Source organism: Candidatus Phycosocius bacilliformis (assembly GCF_003112735.1).
GTDB lineage: Bacteria > Pseudomonadota > Alphaproteobacteria > Caulobacterales > Aquidulcibacteraceae > Aquidulcibacter > Aquidulcibacter bacilliformis.
Genome location: NZ_BFBR01000006.1, coordinates 87,111 through 103,612, shown reverse-complemented (window position 1 = coordinate 103,612; position 16,502 = coordinate 87,111). Strand labels below are relative to the sequence as shown.

The 16,502-nt window shown below is 55.5% G+C and carries 16 protein-coding genes and 1 tRNA gene; 12 read left to right on the top strand and 5 right to left on the bottom strand.

What is annotated here, in order from left to right:
- The first annotated feature begins 60 nt into the window (after positions 1-60).
- Together PbB2_RS10470 and PbB2_RS10465 are read left to right on the top strand one after the other, a co-directional pair.
- Complete coding sequence (locus PbB2_RS10470) at positions 61-738, top strand: nitroreductase (protein ID WP_108985270.1); 678 nt, start codon at positions 61-63, stop codon at positions 736-738.
- 136 nt (positions 739-874) lie between these two features.
- Complete coding sequence (locus PbB2_RS10465) at positions 875-1,432, top strand: thermonuclease family protein (protein ID WP_238164969.1); 558 nt, start codon at positions 875-877, stop codon at positions 1,430-1,432.
- Positions 1,433-1,454: 22 nt separating this feature from the next.
- On the opposite strand, the gene PbB2_RS10460 is transcribed toward PbB2_RS10465, so the two are convergent.
- Positions 1,455-1,799: a hypothetical protein gene (locus PbB2_RS10460; protein WP_133245784.1), complete on the bottom strand. Its 345-nt coding sequence runs from the start codon at positions 1,797-1,799 to the stop codon at positions 1,455-1,457.
- Positions 1,800-1,914: 115 nt separating this feature from the next.
- Between PbB2_RS10460 and PbB2_RS10455 the strand changes: the two genes are divergently transcribed.
- The 3 genes from PbB2_RS10455 (at position 1,915) to PbB2_RS10445 (ending at position 4,798) form a co-directional block, all read left to right on the top strand.
- Positions 1,915-2,835 (top strand): alpha/beta fold hydrolase, encoded by a 921-nt coding sequence (locus tag PbB2_RS10455; RefSeq protein ID WP_305790464.1) that lies wholly within the window; start codon positions 1,915-1,917, stop codon positions 2,833-2,835.
- 184 nt (positions 2,836-3,019) lie between these two features.
- The gene (locus PbB2_RS10450) at positions 3,020-3,664 is read left to right on the top strand and encodes a hypothetical protein (protein ID WP_133245783.1); all 645 of its coding nucleotides are present in this window, start codon (positions 3,020-3,022) and stop codon (positions 3,662-3,664) included.
- A 231-nt stretch (positions 3,665-3,895) separates the two neighbouring features.
- Positions 3,896-4,798: a sterol desaturase family protein gene (locus tag PbB2_RS10445; protein ID WP_108985266.1), complete on the top strand. Its 903-nt coding sequence runs from the start codon at positions 3,896-3,898 to the stop codon at positions 4,796-4,798.
- A 30-nt stretch (positions 4,799-4,828) separates the two neighbouring features.
- Here PbB2_RS10445 and PbB2_RS10440 read toward each other — a convergent pair whose 3' ends face one another.
- Positions 4,829-5,704, bottom strand: coding sequence for a DUF3313 family protein (locus tag PbB2_RS10440; protein WP_108985265.1), 876 nt, complete (start codon positions 5,702-5,704; stop codon positions 4,829-4,831).
- Between the two features lie 415 nt (positions 5,705-6,119).
- Here PbB2_RS10440 and PbB2_RS10435 point away from each other — a divergent pair, with 415 nt between their 5' ends.
- Together PbB2_RS10435 and PbB2_RS10430 are read left to right on the top strand one after the other, a co-directional pair.
- Complete coding sequence (locus PbB2_RS10435) at positions 6,120-6,908, top strand: type I restriction enzyme HsdR N-terminal domain-containing protein (protein WP_133245782.1); 789 nt, start codon at positions 6,120-6,122, stop codon at positions 6,906-6,908.
- Between the two features lie 23 nt (positions 6,909-6,931).
- The gene (locus PbB2_RS10430) at positions 6,932-7,267 is read left to right on the top strand and encodes a helix-turn-helix domain-containing protein (RefSeq protein WP_192576289.1); all 336 of its coding nucleotides are present in this window, start codon (positions 6,932-6,934) and stop codon (positions 7,265-7,267) included.
- A 17-nt stretch (positions 7,268-7,284) separates the two neighbouring features.
- Here the strand turns inward: PbB2_RS10430 and PbB2_RS10425 are convergent, their stop codons facing one another.
- Positions 7,285-7,506 (bottom strand): hypothetical protein, encoded by a 222-nt coding sequence (locus PbB2_RS10425; protein WP_133245781.1) that lies wholly within the window; start codon positions 7,504-7,506, stop codon positions 7,285-7,287.
- 848 nt (positions 7,507-8,354) lie between these two features.
- Here PbB2_RS10425 and PbB2_RS10415 point away from each other — a divergent pair.
- The gene (locus tag PbB2_RS10415) at positions 8,355-8,789 is read left to right on the top strand and encodes a hypothetical protein (RefSeq protein WP_108985260.1); all 435 of its coding nucleotides are present in this window, start codon (positions 8,355-8,357) and stop codon (positions 8,787-8,789) included.
- A 308-nt stretch (positions 8,790-9,097) separates the two neighbouring features.
- Here the strand turns inward: PbB2_RS10415 and PbB2_RS10410 are convergent.
- A tRNA-Val gene (locus tag PbB2_RS10410) sits at positions 9,098-9,172 on the bottom strand.
- A 571-nt stretch (positions 9,173-9,743) separates the two neighbouring features.
- Between PbB2_RS10410 and PbB2_RS10395 the strand changes: the two genes are divergently transcribed.
- Entirely contained in the window at positions 9,744-9,947 is a 204-nt protein-coding gene (locus PbB2_RS10395; RefSeq protein ID WP_108985257.1) for a phosphoglycolate phosphatase, read from the top strand.
- Between the two features lies 1 nt (position 9,948).
- Here PbB2_RS10395 and PbB2_RS10390 read toward each other — a convergent pair whose 3' ends face one another.
- Entirely contained in the window at positions 9,949-10,644 is a 696-nt protein-coding gene (locus PbB2_RS10390) for an HAD-IA family hydrolase (RefSeq protein WP_108985256.1), read from the bottom strand.
- Positions 10,645-10,817: 173 nt separating this feature from the next.
- Between PbB2_RS10390 and glmU the strand changes: the two genes are divergently transcribed.
- From glmU to PbB2_RS10375, 3 genes are all read left to right on the top strand, one after another.
- Positions 10,818-12,191 (top strand): bifunctional UDP-N-acetylglucosamine diphosphorylase/glucosamine-1-phosphate N-acetyltransferase GlmU, encoded by a 1,374-nt coding sequence (gene glmU / locus PbB2_RS10385; RefSeq protein ID WP_108985255.1) that lies wholly within the window; start codon positions 10,818-10,820, stop codon positions 12,189-12,191.
- Positions 12,192-12,224: 33 nt separating this feature from the next.
- Complete coding sequence (gene rpiA, locus PbB2_RS10380; protein ID WP_108985254.1) at positions 12,225-12,914, top strand: ribose-5-phosphate isomerase RpiA; 690 nt, start codon at positions 12,225-12,227, stop codon at positions 12,912-12,914.
- Between the two features lie 61 nt (positions 12,915-12,975).
- Entirely contained in the window at positions 12,976-16,341 is a 3,366-nt protein-coding gene (locus PbB2_RS10375; RefSeq protein WP_108985253.1) for a class I SAM-dependent DNA methyltransferase, read from the top strand.
- Positions 16,342-16,502 lie beyond the last annotated feature (161 nt).

Here is a 16,502-nt window from a genome sequence, read left to right as displayed (position 1 = left end):
AAGGCCAACCAGAACTGGTTGGCCTTTTTGGTCCGCGCACAGTGCATAAGGAGGTAGGTCATGGACTTTGATGAGGTCATTCTGGGGCGGCGCAGCATTCGCGGCTATAAGCCTGATCCGGTGCCGCGGGCGCTTATTGAGGAAATTCTGACACTGGCGATGCGTGCGCCATCCTCCATGAACACCCAGCCTTGGAATTTTTATGTGTTGACCGGCGAGCCGCTCAATCGGATTCGGGCCGGCAATACAGAGCGCAATTTGGCTGGCATCCCGCATTCGCGCGAATTTCGCATTGGTGAGCCTTTTGCAGGCGTTCACCGAGAGCGTCAGATTGGTGTGGCAAAGCAATTGTTTGCCGCGATGGGCATTGCCCGGGATGATCAACCTGCGCGGCAGGACTGGGTTTTGCGCGGCTTCCGCCAGTTTGACGCCCCGGTATGTGTCATCATCACCTATGACAAAGTGCTGGCTGGCAGCGATGATACCGCCTTTGACTGCGGGGCGGTGGCCACTGCGCTGGTCAATGCGGCATGGTCGCGTGGGCTTGGCGCGGTCATCAACAGCCAAGGCATTATGCAATCACCTGTTGTTCGCGAACATGCGGGGATTGCTGACGACCAGGTGATTATGAAGGCCATTGCGCTTGGTTGGCCCGATGAGACGTTCCCGGCGAATGCCGTGGTGTCAGAGCGCAAAAGCGTTGCTGAGGCCGCAACGTTTGTTGGCTTTGAGACTTAGTCGGAGCGCCATTCACAAGAGTTTGATTCCAGCAGTCATTGAACCGACTGGCAAATGATGGTGCAGGGCCTCATCACCTGTTCACCTTCAAGCTGCTATGCCTGCAATCGTGTTTCGATTTAACCAGTACCTGCGTTTGAATAGCCAGATACTTGCCCCTGCCTTCTCCGGGGGCGGTCTGCTCATACTCGCATTGCTCGGTATCTCGATTGCCGATGGCGGAACTGCCCAGGCGCGAGATGCCCAGGCGCGAGATTCCCGTGTGGGTGTGGTTGGAACCCCCATTGTCGGCCGTGCATCTGTGATTGATGGCGATACGTTGGAGGTGCAGGGTGAACGCATCCGCTTGTTTGGCATTGATGCCCCCGAAACCCGACAATTGTGCGAGGACCAGTCCGGCAAGCCATATCGCTGTGGACAACGCGCCGCCTTTGCCTTGTCAGACAAAGTTGGTGCCCGCCCTGTATCCTGTCAGCCCACCGGCAAGGATCGGTATGACCGTATCGTCGCGCGTTGTTCTCTAGCTGGGGAAGACTTGCAGGCCTGGATGGTCCGCAATGGCCACGCATTGGCCTTTGGCCGCTATTCTCAAGACTATCGGTCGCATGAATATGAGGCTCGAAATCGGCGGGTTGGCATCTGGACTGGAAACTTTGAAGCCCCGTGGGAATGGCGGCGCAGGGGAAGGACTTGATCGCGGTCCCAATGGCTGATCATCATGAAGTGCAATGATAGGTCATGCCGGCGGTAATAAGCGCACCGCGTTCTTGTTCCGCTGCCAGCACCCGGGTCGACGGTAATTCTCTAAGCCGCTCTCGAGAAGTTTCTGCCGCGATTGCCAGTCCGGTTCGGGACGCGGCGCGGAAGTCGTGATCGGAAGCCATGGCACGCATCGCCCGACAATTGGGCGAATGATATTTTGCATCGTCTGGATTGGGGACTGTGTTGGAAAAGCCTGATGGTGCAACACAACCGCTCACAAACAGGTAGAATGCTGCAACCAAAGGCATTCCGATCCGCTTTGGTGGCAAACCAGCTAACATTGGCGTTACGTGACGCATCCAGGACCTCCAATCTGTTGTGCACAGGCTGCTTACCTGCAAGATAAGAGCAAACTCTGTCCTGTCCAGCCAAGCCTGCGCTGGCGAGAAGTCGAGAAGAATTGGGGGAACAAGCATGGGGATGCGTCTACTTGCGGTTCTAGGCCTGGTGATCCTGATGAGCCTTGGGGCCTATGCATGGACCCCTGATCAATCACGCGTATCGCTTGAGGCGAAGTATCTGCAGTCGCGTGCGGATTTAATCGATATTGACGGGGTAAGTCTGCATGTGCGCGAAAGCGGGGCGAAGACCGCCCCGGCCATCATCCTGCTGCATGGCTTTGGGTCCAGCCTGCAAACTTGGGATGGCTGGGTTGAAAGTCTCAGCCAATCCTATCGTGTGGTGCGCCTTGACTTACCAGGCTCCGGTCTGTCCTCACCTGATCCCACTGGGAATTACACCGATGAACGCACCCGAGCATTGATCTTGGGCTTGATGGATCGGCTGAAGATCAAGCGCGCCGTCATCATCGGCAATTCGATTGGTGGCAGGTTGGCCTGGGGGTTGGCTGCCCGGCATCCAGAACGTGTGAGCCGGTTGGTTCTCATTGCACCTGATGGCTTTGCCAGTCCGGGATTTAACTATGGCCAAAAGGCTGACGTGCCTCTGACTTTGTCGCTTATGGTTTATGTGCTGCCCAAAGCCCTATACCGTCCCAATATCGAAGCCGCCTATGGCGATCCCAGTCGCTTGGACGATGTTGTGCTGGATCGCTATTATGATCTGACACTGGCCCCCGGCAGCCGCAAAGCTTTGTTGGCCCGCATGGCGCAGACAGTTCTGGAAGACCCCCGTCAGCTTCTTCCCACTATCTCTCAGCCCGTTCTCTTGCTCTGGGGTGATAGGGACGCGCTGATTCCTCCAGCCAATGCGCAAGATTATTTGAAAGCCCTGCCCAAAGCCCGACTTGTGACCTTCCCGGGTCTTGGCCATGTCCCACATGAGGAAGATCCAGCCCAAAGCCTCGTACCGGTTTTGGCATTTTTGCGGGGGTAGCGGGACAATCTTGCCGCAACCCCGCGCGCGTACTTGTTTTGGTGTGCTGCGCACAACCAGCCTACGCGATCGCCACGCACGGTGTCGGGCGCTCTCATTTTGGACATTGGCGATTTTTTGGCTTTACAGGTCTGACGGGGCTGGTTAGCTGGCGTGGATAGCCCTTTGGTCTTGAGTGTCTAAATTGTCTGATGAAACAGAGAGTCCGCTGATGATTGAGGCCCCTGAAACGGCTCATAATGCCCATGCCCATGGTACGGGTCATCGTTGGTTTGACATCGTAATGGCCGTTGCCATCCTGTTGGTATCGGCAGGTTCCCTGTTCGTATCGCTCCACACTGGCCAAACCATGGAAGCGCTGGTGAAAGAGAATGAGCGTCTGGTGCGCGCCCAATCCACGCCCATCTTGCAATTTGATAGCGGCAATGTGACCGATTCAGGCGAGCGAGCCTTGGAATTCACCATCACCAATGTTGGCACCGGGCCGGCGCGCGTAATGTGGACCAAGCTTGAAAGCGGCGGCAAAACCTATGGCGAATTGTCCGAGTTCGTAAACGACACGGGGACAGGCCAGATCACCTATACGACAACCCCCATCAATCAGAGTGTTTTGTCGCAGGGCGAGGTCCGCCGCATCCTCAAATGGTCCTATCCAGCCTCGAAAGATGGGCAAAAGCGCTGGGAGACGATAGATCGGATTCGCTTCGACGCCCGCGTCCAAGCCTGTTATTGCTCGGTCTTCAATGAATGCTGGCTCTCCAATATGGCCGCAGACCTGCCGCAGCCTGTGAAGAATTGCGCTAAAGCCGAGCCGGTAGGTGCGCACTAATCCTTGAGTATCATGCGCGGTCGATAGGTCTTTGGTGAGCCTCCCGGCTTGGTTTGCACTTTCATGCAAGCGACTTGTTGCTGTTTGCGCGTTATTCTCTGATTTTTTGTTGAAAACCTAAGGCCCACTTTTGGCTGTCTTGGGTTCTGCCTCCCGCAAAACGCCATCGCGTCTCCATTCTCCCTCCACCGTCAAAGCGCACTGGGCTTATGCACGATCAAGGAGATATGCATGCGTGGGTTTCGATTTCCGGTTGCCGCAAGTGGTGGAATTGTGCTGGCAATCCTCATCATCCTGCTGACACCTGCTGCCCAAATGGCCAAATCTGATGTCGGCTCAGCAGATATTTGGCCGATGGTTTTGGCCAGCAATGGAGAATACTTCCTCTATGGAGGCATTTTCTTTGCCATCTTCACATGGGGTTTAGCCAAATGGTTCCCCAATCGGAAATTGTCGCGCAAGCCATCCCACAGCGGCGAGCAGATTTGGCGCGAGGTTGCTTTTTCGCTGTCCTCTAACGTCTTGTCTATTGCGACGGGCCTGTGGTTGGTTTTGTCGAACGAGGCCCTACAAGCCAACATGTATCGCGATATTCACGGCCCTGGCGGGCTCATTTATGTCGTTGCAACGACCTTTGCTCTCTTCCTGGCTCACGACACATGCTTTTATTGGTCGCATCGGGCCTTGCACCATCCCAAGCTCTTTCCCCTGTTTCACCGCGTCCACCATGATAGCGTTGAGCCGACACCCTTTACCACCTTTTCCTTTCACCCGGTGGAATCGGTCATCCAAGATCTCAATAGCTTACTTGCCCTTGTAATCCTCTTGGTGATCCCATGGCATCCTGCCAGCCTTGTGGCCTTCAGTCTTGGGGTGACCTTGTTCAATCTTCTCGGCCATATGGGTTTTGAGATTTACCCGCGCACGTGGCATAGATGGCCCATTCTTGGCTGGAAAACGACCTGTTATCACCATTACATGCACCATCAGCGCTCTGGTGGTAATTACGGGCTCTATTTTCGCTTTTGGGACCGCCTGTGTGGAACTGAGTTCAAAGATTATGAGGCCCGCCAGGAGGCCTTGTTTACCCGCCGCTTTGTCCAGTCTGAGCAAACCGCAACGTCGGTGGAATAGGCCATGGCAAGCTGCCTGTTCACCGATCTCTTAAGGCTTGGGCTTTCGTTTGCGCTCAGTCACTTCCGGCGGCAGAGGGGGGATGGGCAACAAGCCCAGCGCGTCTCGGGCGCGCGAGCCACCAAAGCCCTCACATGCTGGGTCCGGCTTTGACAAAAGCGCTGGCTTTAGACTTTTGACCGCCTTGGAACCCTTCGACGGCTGGCTCAGAAGATCGGCGAAAGCGGTCCCGGCGGATTCGGTCAGCGCATAGGCATCCCCGATGGGGGAAACAGAAGCCTCCGAGCTGATGACATCAGCCTTTTGCCGCCACAACATGGCCGCCGTCGCGCGACCTGAGGCATCGTACAATTCAAACTGAACCGTCAGCGCCCCGAGGCCAACGGGCGGGCGGACACCGGTGAGTGGTGACACCATGGCTGTGGCATTGCCAATTGCGGCCCCAACACGGCCAGTTGCAATGACCTCGGATATTTCGGCCTTGAGACGGTATGCGGATGCGGCCTGTGCCGCGCCGTCAGCTGCCACAATGTCGAATTGATCTGACAAGGCTGTGCACACGTGGCGGCCAAGGGCGAGCTTGAGAATAGCGGCTTGATCGGCCGTTATGCCCGCAGCGGTCGCATGCTCCGCAGACAGGCGGATGGGGTCGATGACAAGGGCAGCACCTCTTTCAATGGCGGGCTCAGGGGGCGGACTGGCCAGAATTTTCGCGCGGAAGCCAGAGGCCTCTGTCAGTTCAGGATGGTTTTGGCGAAAAGGGGTCTGTTCATCTGGTAAAGTCGTACAGGCAACCATGAGAGCTGACAGACTGACAAGAGCAGCATTTTGTTTCGTGCGTGTGGTCCGCGGCTTCTTTTCAGCCTTCCTTCCATCTGTGGTGACTTTGGGGCTGTGGCGCATCATGGCGGTCCGATCCTTTCGCAAACAGGACAAGACGCCCACGCTTGTGTGGAGCCACAATGGAGTTCGGGTTGCGGCATGATGACGAGACCGGCGGTTAGCGGGAGGTGCGTGGCGCAAACGGGCAGGTGGGATTGGTTTCGAATGGATTGGGGGCAAATCACGGTGTTTCCACCGATCACCTCCGACAATGGGGGGCGGGGTTCGTTTCAAACTGAGCAAAAGCGCGCCTCTATGATCCTCGTAGCTAAAGCGTTTGACAATGTGCGGAGTGGGTTGGCCGTGCGGTGGTCTGGGCAAGCGGGGATATTTGGATTCTTACCTAGAAAATCAAATCAACCTTAGGAATCTTCAGTGCCGCTTGACACCTTAAGGCAATTCAGGCTGATTTTTCGGGTTGACCTTTTGGGAGGATGAAATGTCGAGACTGCCAAAGAGATTTGTGGATAGAATTGTTGCCAAATTGAAAGTTTTTCAAAATGTTGCAGTGTCTCAGCGCGAGCGTGATGTGTCTGAAGCGGATACGGTAACAGTCGTAAAGGACATGCTTGCGGAACTTTTTGGATACGACAAATACCAAGAGCTAACTAGCGAACAACAGATTAGGGGCACGTTCTGCGATCTTGCAGTTAGACTCGAAGGCAAGATCCGATTTTTGATTGAAGTAAAGAGTGCCGGAACTGACCTAAACGCCACTCATTTGCGACAGGCGGTAAACTATGGCGCCCATCAAGGGATTGAATGGGTAATCCTTACGAATGCGGTCGAATGGCGCGTGTTTCGCTTGCGTTTCAGTCAGCCAATAGAGCACGAAGAAGTCACAAGCTTTAAACTGGGTGAGCTTTCTGCCCGAAAGGAAGATGATCTAGCAAAGCTCCTTTTGCTCGCCAAAGAAGGACAAGCCAGCGACGCAATGAACTCTTTCCACCAAAATGCGCAAGTTCTGAATAGGTTTGTCATTGCGCAATGCGTCCTCACGGATGGGGTTGTGGGAGCTGTCCGAAAGGAGGTTCGCAGGTTGTTTCCAGATGTAAAGGCGGAAGCCACTACCATCCTGGATATCCTGTCTCATGAGGTCCTCAAGCGTGATGTTATCGAGGGCGATAAAGTCGTAGAGGCGAAAGCGCGCATAAAAAAGGCCGAACAGAAACTGTCACGGAACGCCAGTAGGGCGTTAGCACAGTCAGCGTCGATCGCGGATGGATAGTTCAATTGTTTTGGAGCGGGCGTTTGCTCGTTTCAAAAACCGAAGGCACCACCTACCCGATATACTTCGGCCACAGTGACCACCGCCTGTTGCGTCGCCTGCCTTGGAAGGCTGAAAACCGTACGCCAATCCTTGAGGCGCTAGGATCGGCACAAGTGCCCGATGCAATCGATGTCAAAGCGCTTCGGGAGCGTGAGGGCCTTTCGCGTGAGGACTTCGCCTCAATTTATGGCTTATCAGTCGATAGCGTCCGATCATGGGAGCGGGGGACTGTCCCCAGCCGGGCGACACGCGCCTATCTAGCCATCATCGCCCATGCGCCTCATATCGTGCGGCGTGGGCTGGGTGTGCGGTGGTAGGCCCTGCTTGTAAGCCGTTAGTCTCTCGACGCCTGCCAGCTCCAATTTGCTGGCGGCTTTCGCTTGTGATCGTCTTCAAATGCACACTTTCCAAGTGAGATGGCATCAGAAGTCATGTCTTCAAGCCATTCCTCGGTTGCGAATTTGGCGTTTGCGGGACCTAATTCACCAAGCAAAACATGCGTGGTGAAAGTAATAGTGTTTTGGTTGCTTTTGGCCGTAATAGTGAAGCTGATCATATTGATATACCCATTTTCTATGGTGGAAAGGCGAACTTTGCGCCCGCTTATCATTGCGCTGGTTCATGGTTAATTAGGGATTAATAAGAGAAGCCAGTTTGCAGTACTCTGAGGCGGCTTTCATTGATGGCAAATAATTACATTCAGGACTCTGTTCCTGCTTTGGTGGAGGCGCTCTTGCGCGGCCTAGCAGAAGGCGACACCCAGCTATAGCCCTATCGCGCTGCGGGCCATAATGGCGACAGGCGGGCGGCTGGGAGGCTGGCTAGGCGCGCAGACATTAGGACGCGAGTGGCCGAATTGAGAATGCCGTCACCCAATGTCCGAGATAACCTCATTACGGCTTTACTTCAGGAGATCGAAGGAGCGAGGGTTAAGGCCCTTATGGCAGACCCTCCCCAAGCAAACGAGGCAATTCAGGCGACAATGCTAAAGGCGCGAATAATGGACTATGAGGTTACAGCCCGGAAGCAGGACCGCGCTATCAAGCGCGCAAGCCTAGAGATTCTGGGGTTAAATCTCTGAAGCCCTACGCCCGAAGGGGGCTGAAATGTCATCAAGTGCGCGCGTGACGTATGATGTGGCTTGGATTGCCGATTTGTCCGGATCGCGTTTGAGTTTTCAGACCACTTCGCGTGCGGAAAATGAGTTGGGTAGATGGCTGTTACGGGAAACGCTGGCAACCATGCATTTGCTAAATAGGTTCGTTAAGTACGAGTAAACGATGAATGGGACAGATACCTGATTTATCGGTCCGACTAGGTTTGTGATTTGACGCGTTCGAACCAATGAATGAAGTTCTGAGGACCTACGATTAGATTTGATAGAAGTTGCCTTGGAGAGCGGCTATGGACGATAGCAGTATTGGATGGAACTCTGAATTTCCTTGGCAAGTAGATTTAGGCTTCTTGGTTTTAGCTTTCGCTGTTTCCGCGCTATTTTGGAAGCTTGGATTTGTTCGGCAACCTGTCCCGGATGGTCAGAATGGACGTAAGCCGCCAACCTTCTTTATGGAAATCTTTGTGATATGTTTTTGTGTCGCGATAATTCTCTTCTTTGTTGACAATTTGCTCCCCGAACTCAGCGTCTTGACGTTCGCATTCATTAAGGTCGGCGCTCTTTCACTCTTTGTTGCCGGAATGCAATTAGTGGCCTTTGACTCTGGATTTCAACAGGGTGCGGATCATGAGCGTAAATTTGCGCAGAAGTGGGAACGTGAGGCGCCACAAAAAGAAGCTGCAGCAAAGGCACCAGAAGCTACTGCCAACGATGAAGATAAATAGAGACTCAATTCGCTGCGACATTGCGAGTATGAGCAAGAGCGAATTTCAGACCAGTTCGCGCGTACGATGTATGGCGGGGTAAAGCCCGCCAATCTGCTTTGAGGGCGGATGATGTTTATGCCAGATATATGCGCGGGTGCGTATGGTGGGGTGACTATTCCCATTTACGGCACTTCTGTCAGTTTTGTCAGGTCCAACCCTAGGGCTTTCCAATTTTATCTGCGTGGGGCGAAATTTGGTCAAATGGGGACCATATGGGGACCAAATTTTTGTTCCCGTTTTGGTTCTCAGCTAAGTTATTGATTTAATGGTGGGCGATACTGGGATTGAACCAGTGACCCCTGCAGTGTGAATGCAGTGCTCTTCCGCTGAGCTAATCGCCCGTCGCCTCACGGTTATAGGAACCTGCGTGCGAGAGGCGGCGTATTGGCCTTTGGCGGCGGTGCCGTCAAGGGGGGCAGGTGCCAATCATCGCGCCGGGCTGCAGGCAAATTGGGCCTGATTGGCGAATCTCTGGCTGTCTTGTCTGGGTCGGAAGAAGGGCTCGATTGTCATGCACGTGCGCTCGGCTTGATCGAAAACAGGGGTGAATCTTGGCAATTTCAGTGCAAAAATCGGTTCCATGCAAAAATGCAATTCACCTATGATTTAGAATGACGCAAGAGAATGACCTGTCTATCGGGTCCATATTTGGCAAATTTGGCCAAGATTTATCCAAGGAGCGAGGCAAATTAGCATATTTCTTGCTGAAAATTGGCCCATTTCAGGCAGGTTTCAGAAAAACTGATGTCAAGCCCCGCGGGGATGATTTTTTGGTCACGCGGATGCGATCAAAAAACTTCGAAATTCGCCTTGAATGTGACAGGTTTGTGTTGTTAAAGCCGCCATCCCAAACAAACCGCTGCTTACGAAGGTTTGTCCCACTAATCAAAAACAAGACCAATGAGGACCACAATGGAAGGCGATTTTTGCACGAATGACGGCGCACGCCGTTTGAAGCTGAAGATTCAAGAGTATTGGCGCGAGCGCGGTTATGACGTGAGCGTGGATCTCGTGGAAGAAGGCTTTGTGCCAGCCATGCGTTCGGGCCGCACCGATGTGCGCTCTGACATGATCAACGGCCTGCCCCGTCGCCGGGCAGTGACCGAAGCGGCATAAGCTAAGCCGGCAGGAATCGCCCGACCAAATCGGGCAGTTCGGCATAGTGATCAAAGACAGCGTCCGCCCCCAAGGCGGACGCTTTTTCTATGGTATATCCGAAACTGGCCAACACCACAGGAACCCCGGCATTGCGGGCTGCTTGGACGTCGGTGATGCTGTCACCCACCATAAGCGCGCGCCCCACATGCCCGCCGCTGGTCTCGATTGTATAGCTCAAATGACGCCCATCAGGTTTGTTGACCCCGGCCTGACCATTGGCAATGATGGCAGTAAAAAAGCGGGCCATGTCAAAAGCTTGCAGGACCGGCATCGCCAGATGAGCTGGTTTATTGGTGCAAACACTCAAAATCGCACCACGGGCGGCGAGGGCCTCCAATGTGGCGATGACGCCGTCAAACGGCACGCTCTCATCCGTCAGCCCAGCCTGATACACCTCAAGGAAATGGGCGACATGGACGGCCAGCGCAGCCTCGTCAAACTCTACCCCGGCCGCTCGGCCGGCTTTGATCACCAGCGCGCGCGCGCCTTGACCAATCATGCCGCGCACACTTGTGAGCGAGATTTGCGGCAATCCGGCCCGATCCATCACGGCATTGGTGGCGCGTACCAGATCTGGGGCAGTGTCCACCAGTGTGCCGTCGAGATCAAACGAAATGGCAAAGCCGCGTAGATCTCGCGCCAGACTGTCACCCATGGCCGTGCCATCCCTTTGCTTCTGGTCCGCACTGGCACCGGCCAGACGTAATCCAATCGGTTCTTACCAAGGATTTTCCTGTTTCCCTCTGGCCCGCCGACAGCTACGAGGGCTAGAAGGCTGAACCCTTCGGCGCAAGCCGAATCAGCAATTGAACAGCAGAAGGAAGCCTCATGTCCCGGTCACGCGCTGCCATCATTCTTGCTGCCGGACACGGCACGCGGATGAAATCGTCGCTCTCTAAAGTGCTGCACCCGGTCGGTGGACGACCCATGTTGGACTGGACGATTGCACTGGCCCGCGGTCTTGGATGTGAGAAGATTGTCGTGGTGGTGGGCGCGCATAATCCAGATGCGCGGGCACGGGCCGAGGCGCTTTTGGGACCCGGCACAACCGCCCTGCAAGACCCGCCTTTGGGCACAGCTCATGCCGTGCGCGCTGCCCAAGCCGCGCTGGCAGGATTTAGCGGCGATGCCATCGTGCTCTATGCCGATACGCCTTTGATCGGCGCGGCCACTGCTGATCACGTTTTCACCACGCTTGCTGAAGGTTATGCTGTTTCGGTTCTGGGCTTTGAGGCCGAGGACCCCGGAGCCTATGGTCGCCTGATTGAAACCCCTGAGGGCGATCTTGCCGCCATCGTGGAAGCCAAAGAAGCAAGCCCTGAGCAATTGACCGTAAGGCTGTGTAATTCAGGCGTACTGGCCGCACCTGCGCCCCTGCTGTTTGAGTTGTTGGCAGAGGTTAAAAATGACAATGCCAAAGGCGAATATTATTTGACCGATGTTGTGGCCTTGGCCCGCGCCCGTGGCCATAAGGCCAAGGCTGTTCCCGCACAAGAAGCTGAAGTTTTGGGCGTCAATAGCCGGGTTGAACTTGCTGTTGCCGAGGCCCGCTTTCAGGCCGCCCGACGCCATCAGGCCATGCTAGAGGGGGTGACATTGATTGCACCCGAAACGGTCCATTTCAGCCATGACACCCAGCTTGCCGCCGATGTGGTGGTGGAGCCTCACGTGGTGTTTGGCCCCAAAGTGGTGGTTGAGACCGGGGCCGTCATCCGCGCCTTCTCCCATTTGGAAGACTGCATCATCCGCCGCGGCGCTTTGATCGGGCCTTATGCCCGCATTCGGCCGGGCAGCGACATTGGCGAAAACGCCCATATTGGCAATTTTGTTGAGACCAAGAAGGCCAAGATCGGGGCCGGGGCCAAGGCCAATCATCTGACCTATCTGGGCGATGTCACCGTGGGGGCCAAGACCAATATCGGGGCGGGCACCGTCACCTGTAATTATGACGGGTTCGATAAATATCATACCGAGATCGGGGCCAATGCCTTTATCGGCTCAGACACCATGTTGGTTGCCCCGGTGAGTGTGGGTGAGGGGGCGATGACGGGATCAGGCTCTGTCATCACCAAAGACGTCCCAGCCGGCGCATTGGCAGTTGAGCGGTCTGAACAGCGCAATCTCGACGGCTGGGCCACCAAATTCCGTGCCCGCAAGGCCGCCGCCAAAGCGGCTAAAGCCTCACCACCGTCGGGGGACTAAAGGGTGAGCGGGCTTGCCACGGATCTTGCCAAGATGCAGGCCGCCGCTGCGGCGCTTGAATATGTGGAATCGGGCATGATTGTTGGCCTTGGCACCGGGTCAACCGCCAATCATTTCATCGCCATGTTGGCAGATCGCGTGGCAGAGGGCCTTACCATTGGTGCTGTGCCCACATCGGAAGCCAGTCGCCGTTTGGCCGCCAGTTTGGGCATCGCCTTGATTGATATTGATCAGGCCGACCGCATTGATCTAACCGTGGATGGTGCCGATGAGATTGATCCCCATCTCAATCTGATCAAGGGCGGTGGCGGGGCCTTGTTGCGGGAGAAGATCATCGCCCATGCCAGCGATCATATGGTGGTGATTGCCGACAGGTCCAAGCAGGTTGCCCAATTGGGCGCGTTTGCGCTGCCGGTGGAAGTCGTCAGTTTTGGCTTTACGATCACCGCCAAAAAAGTGTTTGACGTGCTGCGGGCAACAGGCTGTCAAACCGCAGACATCAAGCTGCGCGAAGCCGGCAGCCCCGGCAGGGCCTATGTGACCGACAATGGCAACCTCATCCTTGATTGCGCCTGTGGTGTTATCCCCGATCCGGCCGCAACAGCCACTGCGCTAAACACCATACCCGGTGTCGTTGAAAACGGCCTCTTCCTCCCTTTCCCCCGTACCGTCCGCACCGTGCTGTTCGGTCACGAAGATGGGGTGGATGTGGTGGGGGCTTAGGGTTCAAGTACACATGCCCCATCATCTTGACGCCTGATCGCTTTAACGCCAAAAACAATCTATGGATTTGGACTATTTTCTGGACCGCTGGTCGGGCCGGGAAGGTGGTGCTGAACGCGCGAATTATCAGGCGTTTTTAAGTGAGTTGACGGAAGTGCTTGGGGTGGCGAGGCCAGACCCTTCTGCGGCAACGACTGAGCTGAATGATTATGTTTTTGAGCGCGCAGTCAGGCCGGTGGGCCAGCCGACGGCGCAGCCAAAGCGTATTGACCTTTATAAGCGCGACCACTTCATCCTTGAAGCTAAACAGAGCCGTTGGCGAGCCGATAATGCCAAATACGTTCCCCATTACGAGCAGTTAAGCACGCCATCTATGGATGCAGTGGCCAGTTTGTCTCGCAAGCCAGCGTGGGATGCGTTGATGCGCAATGCTTTCACTCAAGCCTGCGATTATGTGGCCATGTTACCGCCTGACCATAAGGCACCCCCCTTTTTGATTGTGGTGGATGTTGGTCGATGCATCGAACTTTATGCCGATTGGACCGGAACGGGCAGGGGCTATTCGTCCTTTCCTGACCGCTTGAACAATCGCATTTTACTTGATGACTTGCGCGACGAGGTGGTTCGTAAGCGCCTCGCAGCGATTTGGACCGACCCGCACAGCCTCAACCCAGCCACGCGCGCCGCCGTTGCCACGCGCGAAATCGCAGTTCGCCTCGCCGAAGTGTCAAAATCGTTAGAAGCTAAATCCTTTGCCCCTGAAGACGTCGCTTTGTTCCTGATGCGCTGCATCTTCACCATGTTTGCCGAAGATGTAGGCCTCTTGCCGCCGAAAAGCTTCACCGACCTCTTGACCCGTAGTCTTGAGCGGCCAGACCGCTTTGCCCGAAACCTCAAGGACCTGTGGGAGGCGATGGATAAGGGCGGCGATAGCCTGGCCATTGATGCCAAGGTCCGCCACTTCAACGGGGGGCTGTTTGCGTCGACCACCGTCTTTGAGTTGGAGCGGGCCGAGATTGGGGAGTTGCTGGCCGCAGCCCGCAAGAATTGGCGCGAAGTAGAGCCTGCCATTTTCGGCACTTTGTTGGAACAAGCCCTCGACCCCAAAGAGCGGGCACGACTGGGGGCCCATTTCACCCCGCGCCCCTATGTGGAGCGTTTGGTAGAGGCCACCATTCTGAGTACGCTGAAAGAGGATTGGGACCATGTGTTGCGCAAGGCCGAACATGCCAAATCTGAAGGCGATGGGGAGCGGGCGATCAGCCTTGTGAAGGCTTTTCACCACGAACTCTGCAGTCTTCACGTGCTCGATCCTGCCTGTGGCACGGGCAATTTCCTCTATGTCGCCTTGGACTTGATGAAGCGGCTGGAAGGCGAAGTCCTCAATGCGATGGAGGCTTTAGGCGGCCAAGAGGGCTTGGCCTTTTTGAAGGGGGAGGGTGTGACGCCCGACCAATTCTTGGGCCTAGAAGTCAATCCGCGTGCAGCCAGCATTGCCGAGCTTGTGTTATGGCTGGGCCACCTTCAGCAGCATTATCGCAACCGCGAGGGCCATCCGGCAGAGCCGATCCTGCAAGCCTTTGGCAATATCACCAAAATGGACGCAGTCTTGAGTTGGGATGGTTATCCTGTTCCGCAGGTCAAAGACGGGCAGGAGGTGTTTCCCAATCCGCGCCAACCCGCTTGGCCAGAGGCGGAATTTATCATTGGCAATCCTCCCTTTATTGGCGGCAAGGATATTCGGGCCAATCTGGGGGGACCCTATACCGAAGCCCTTTGGAAGGCCCATCCGGCCATGAATGATAGTGCCGATTTGGTGATGTATTGGTGGGATCGCGCCGCACACATTCTGACCGCCAAGAACAGCCGCTTGCGCCGCTTTGGCTTTGTGACCACCAATTCGATCACCCAGGTGTTTCAGCGCCGCGTGGTCGAGCGCCACTTAAGCGGAAAATCGCCCCTCTCCATCCTGTTCGCCATTGCCGATCACCCTTGGACCAAAGCCACCAAGGACGCGGCCAGCGTGCGTATCGCCATGACAGTGGCCCAAGCGGGACTGCATGAAGGCAAAGTGCTGAAAGTGGTGCACGAAACAGGGCTTGAGACCGACACGCCCCAGATTCAGGTGGTGGAGCAATTCGGGCGAGTGAATCCTGACCTGACGATTGGGGTGGATTTGAGCAAGGCGCTGGCCTTGCGGGCCAATGAGGGCCTCGCGAGCCGGGGAGTGATGCTTTTTGGTGGCGGATTCATCTTGAAAAAATCTGAAGCTGAACTCCTCGGCATGGGGCAAGTCAAAGGTATAGAGAAGATCATTCGACCATATCGAAATGGCCGAGACATCGCCGGAAAATCTCGAGATCTATTTGTGATCGATTTCTTTGGATTGACCGAAGACGCAGCTCGGGCCCAGTTCCCAGATGCGTTTCAACATGTCCTAAAGAACGTCAAGCCAGAACGTGATGACAATCGGGACAAAGATATTCGAAATCGTTGGTGGCTCTTTGGACGGACCCGGGACGAAATCCGTCCAGCGCTCGAGGGGCTTGCCCGCTATATCGTTACCGTGGAGACGGCCAAGCACCGCGTATTTCAATTCCTCGACGCGAGTATCCTGCCGGATAACAAATTGATTGCCTTTGGCTCTGACGCTGCCGATGTGCTGGGTATCCTATCCAGCCGAGCCCATTATCTATGGTACTTTGCTAACTCAGGCATGCTGGGCGTTTATGATCGTGAAGCAGTCTACGTCAAATCCCGCTGCTTTGATCCTTTCCCATTCCCCGATGCCACAGACGCCCAAAGGGCCATGATTGGGGCCATAGCCGAGGAATTGGACGCGACGCGCAAGCTGGTGCTGGCTGAAAACCCCGATTTGACGCTGACGGGCCTCTATAATCTTCTGGAGAAAATTCCCGAGCTTTCCCCTGACGAAGAAGTCCAAGCCCGTCGTGGCCGCGTCTATATTTTACAGCATTTGCATCAGCGTTTGGACGTCGCCGTCGCCGAAGCCTATGGCTGGCCAGCGGATTTGGGTGAGCAAGAGATTTTGGCTCGCCTCGTGGAACTCAACCAAATGCGCCGCGCAGAAGAGGCGAAGGGGCAGGTGCGTTGGCTGCGGCCCGCGTTTCAAATTTCCCGCTTTGGCAGGCCCGGCGATACACGCACCACGGGGGAATTGGACCTTGGCCTCCCCAGCGCTCCGACAAGCACGAACTTGCCGATCTGGCCAAAAGATCGCGACTCCCAACCCTTTGAAGTGGAAAGCGCGGTCCGCGACTTGGGCGAGGACGTTACCCCATCACAATTGGCACGCGTCTTTAAAGGCGGCGGCAAACGGATTGAGCCTCGCGTCAGTCAAATTCTCCTGACGCTTGCCACCTATGGCCGCATCCGCCGCACGGGTGAAGGTCGGTATCGGGCTTGAGGGCGTGTGGCGAAACTTGCTTGTAAGGAAATGAAATGTCGGCGCGGAAAAATGATATTATATTCAAACCCTTGTTAGACCTGAACTCCCCCCAGGCTGTGATCCGATTTCGGGAATTGGCTGCGGCCGTCGACGCAAAACGTGCGAGCTCAAAGGAGGCC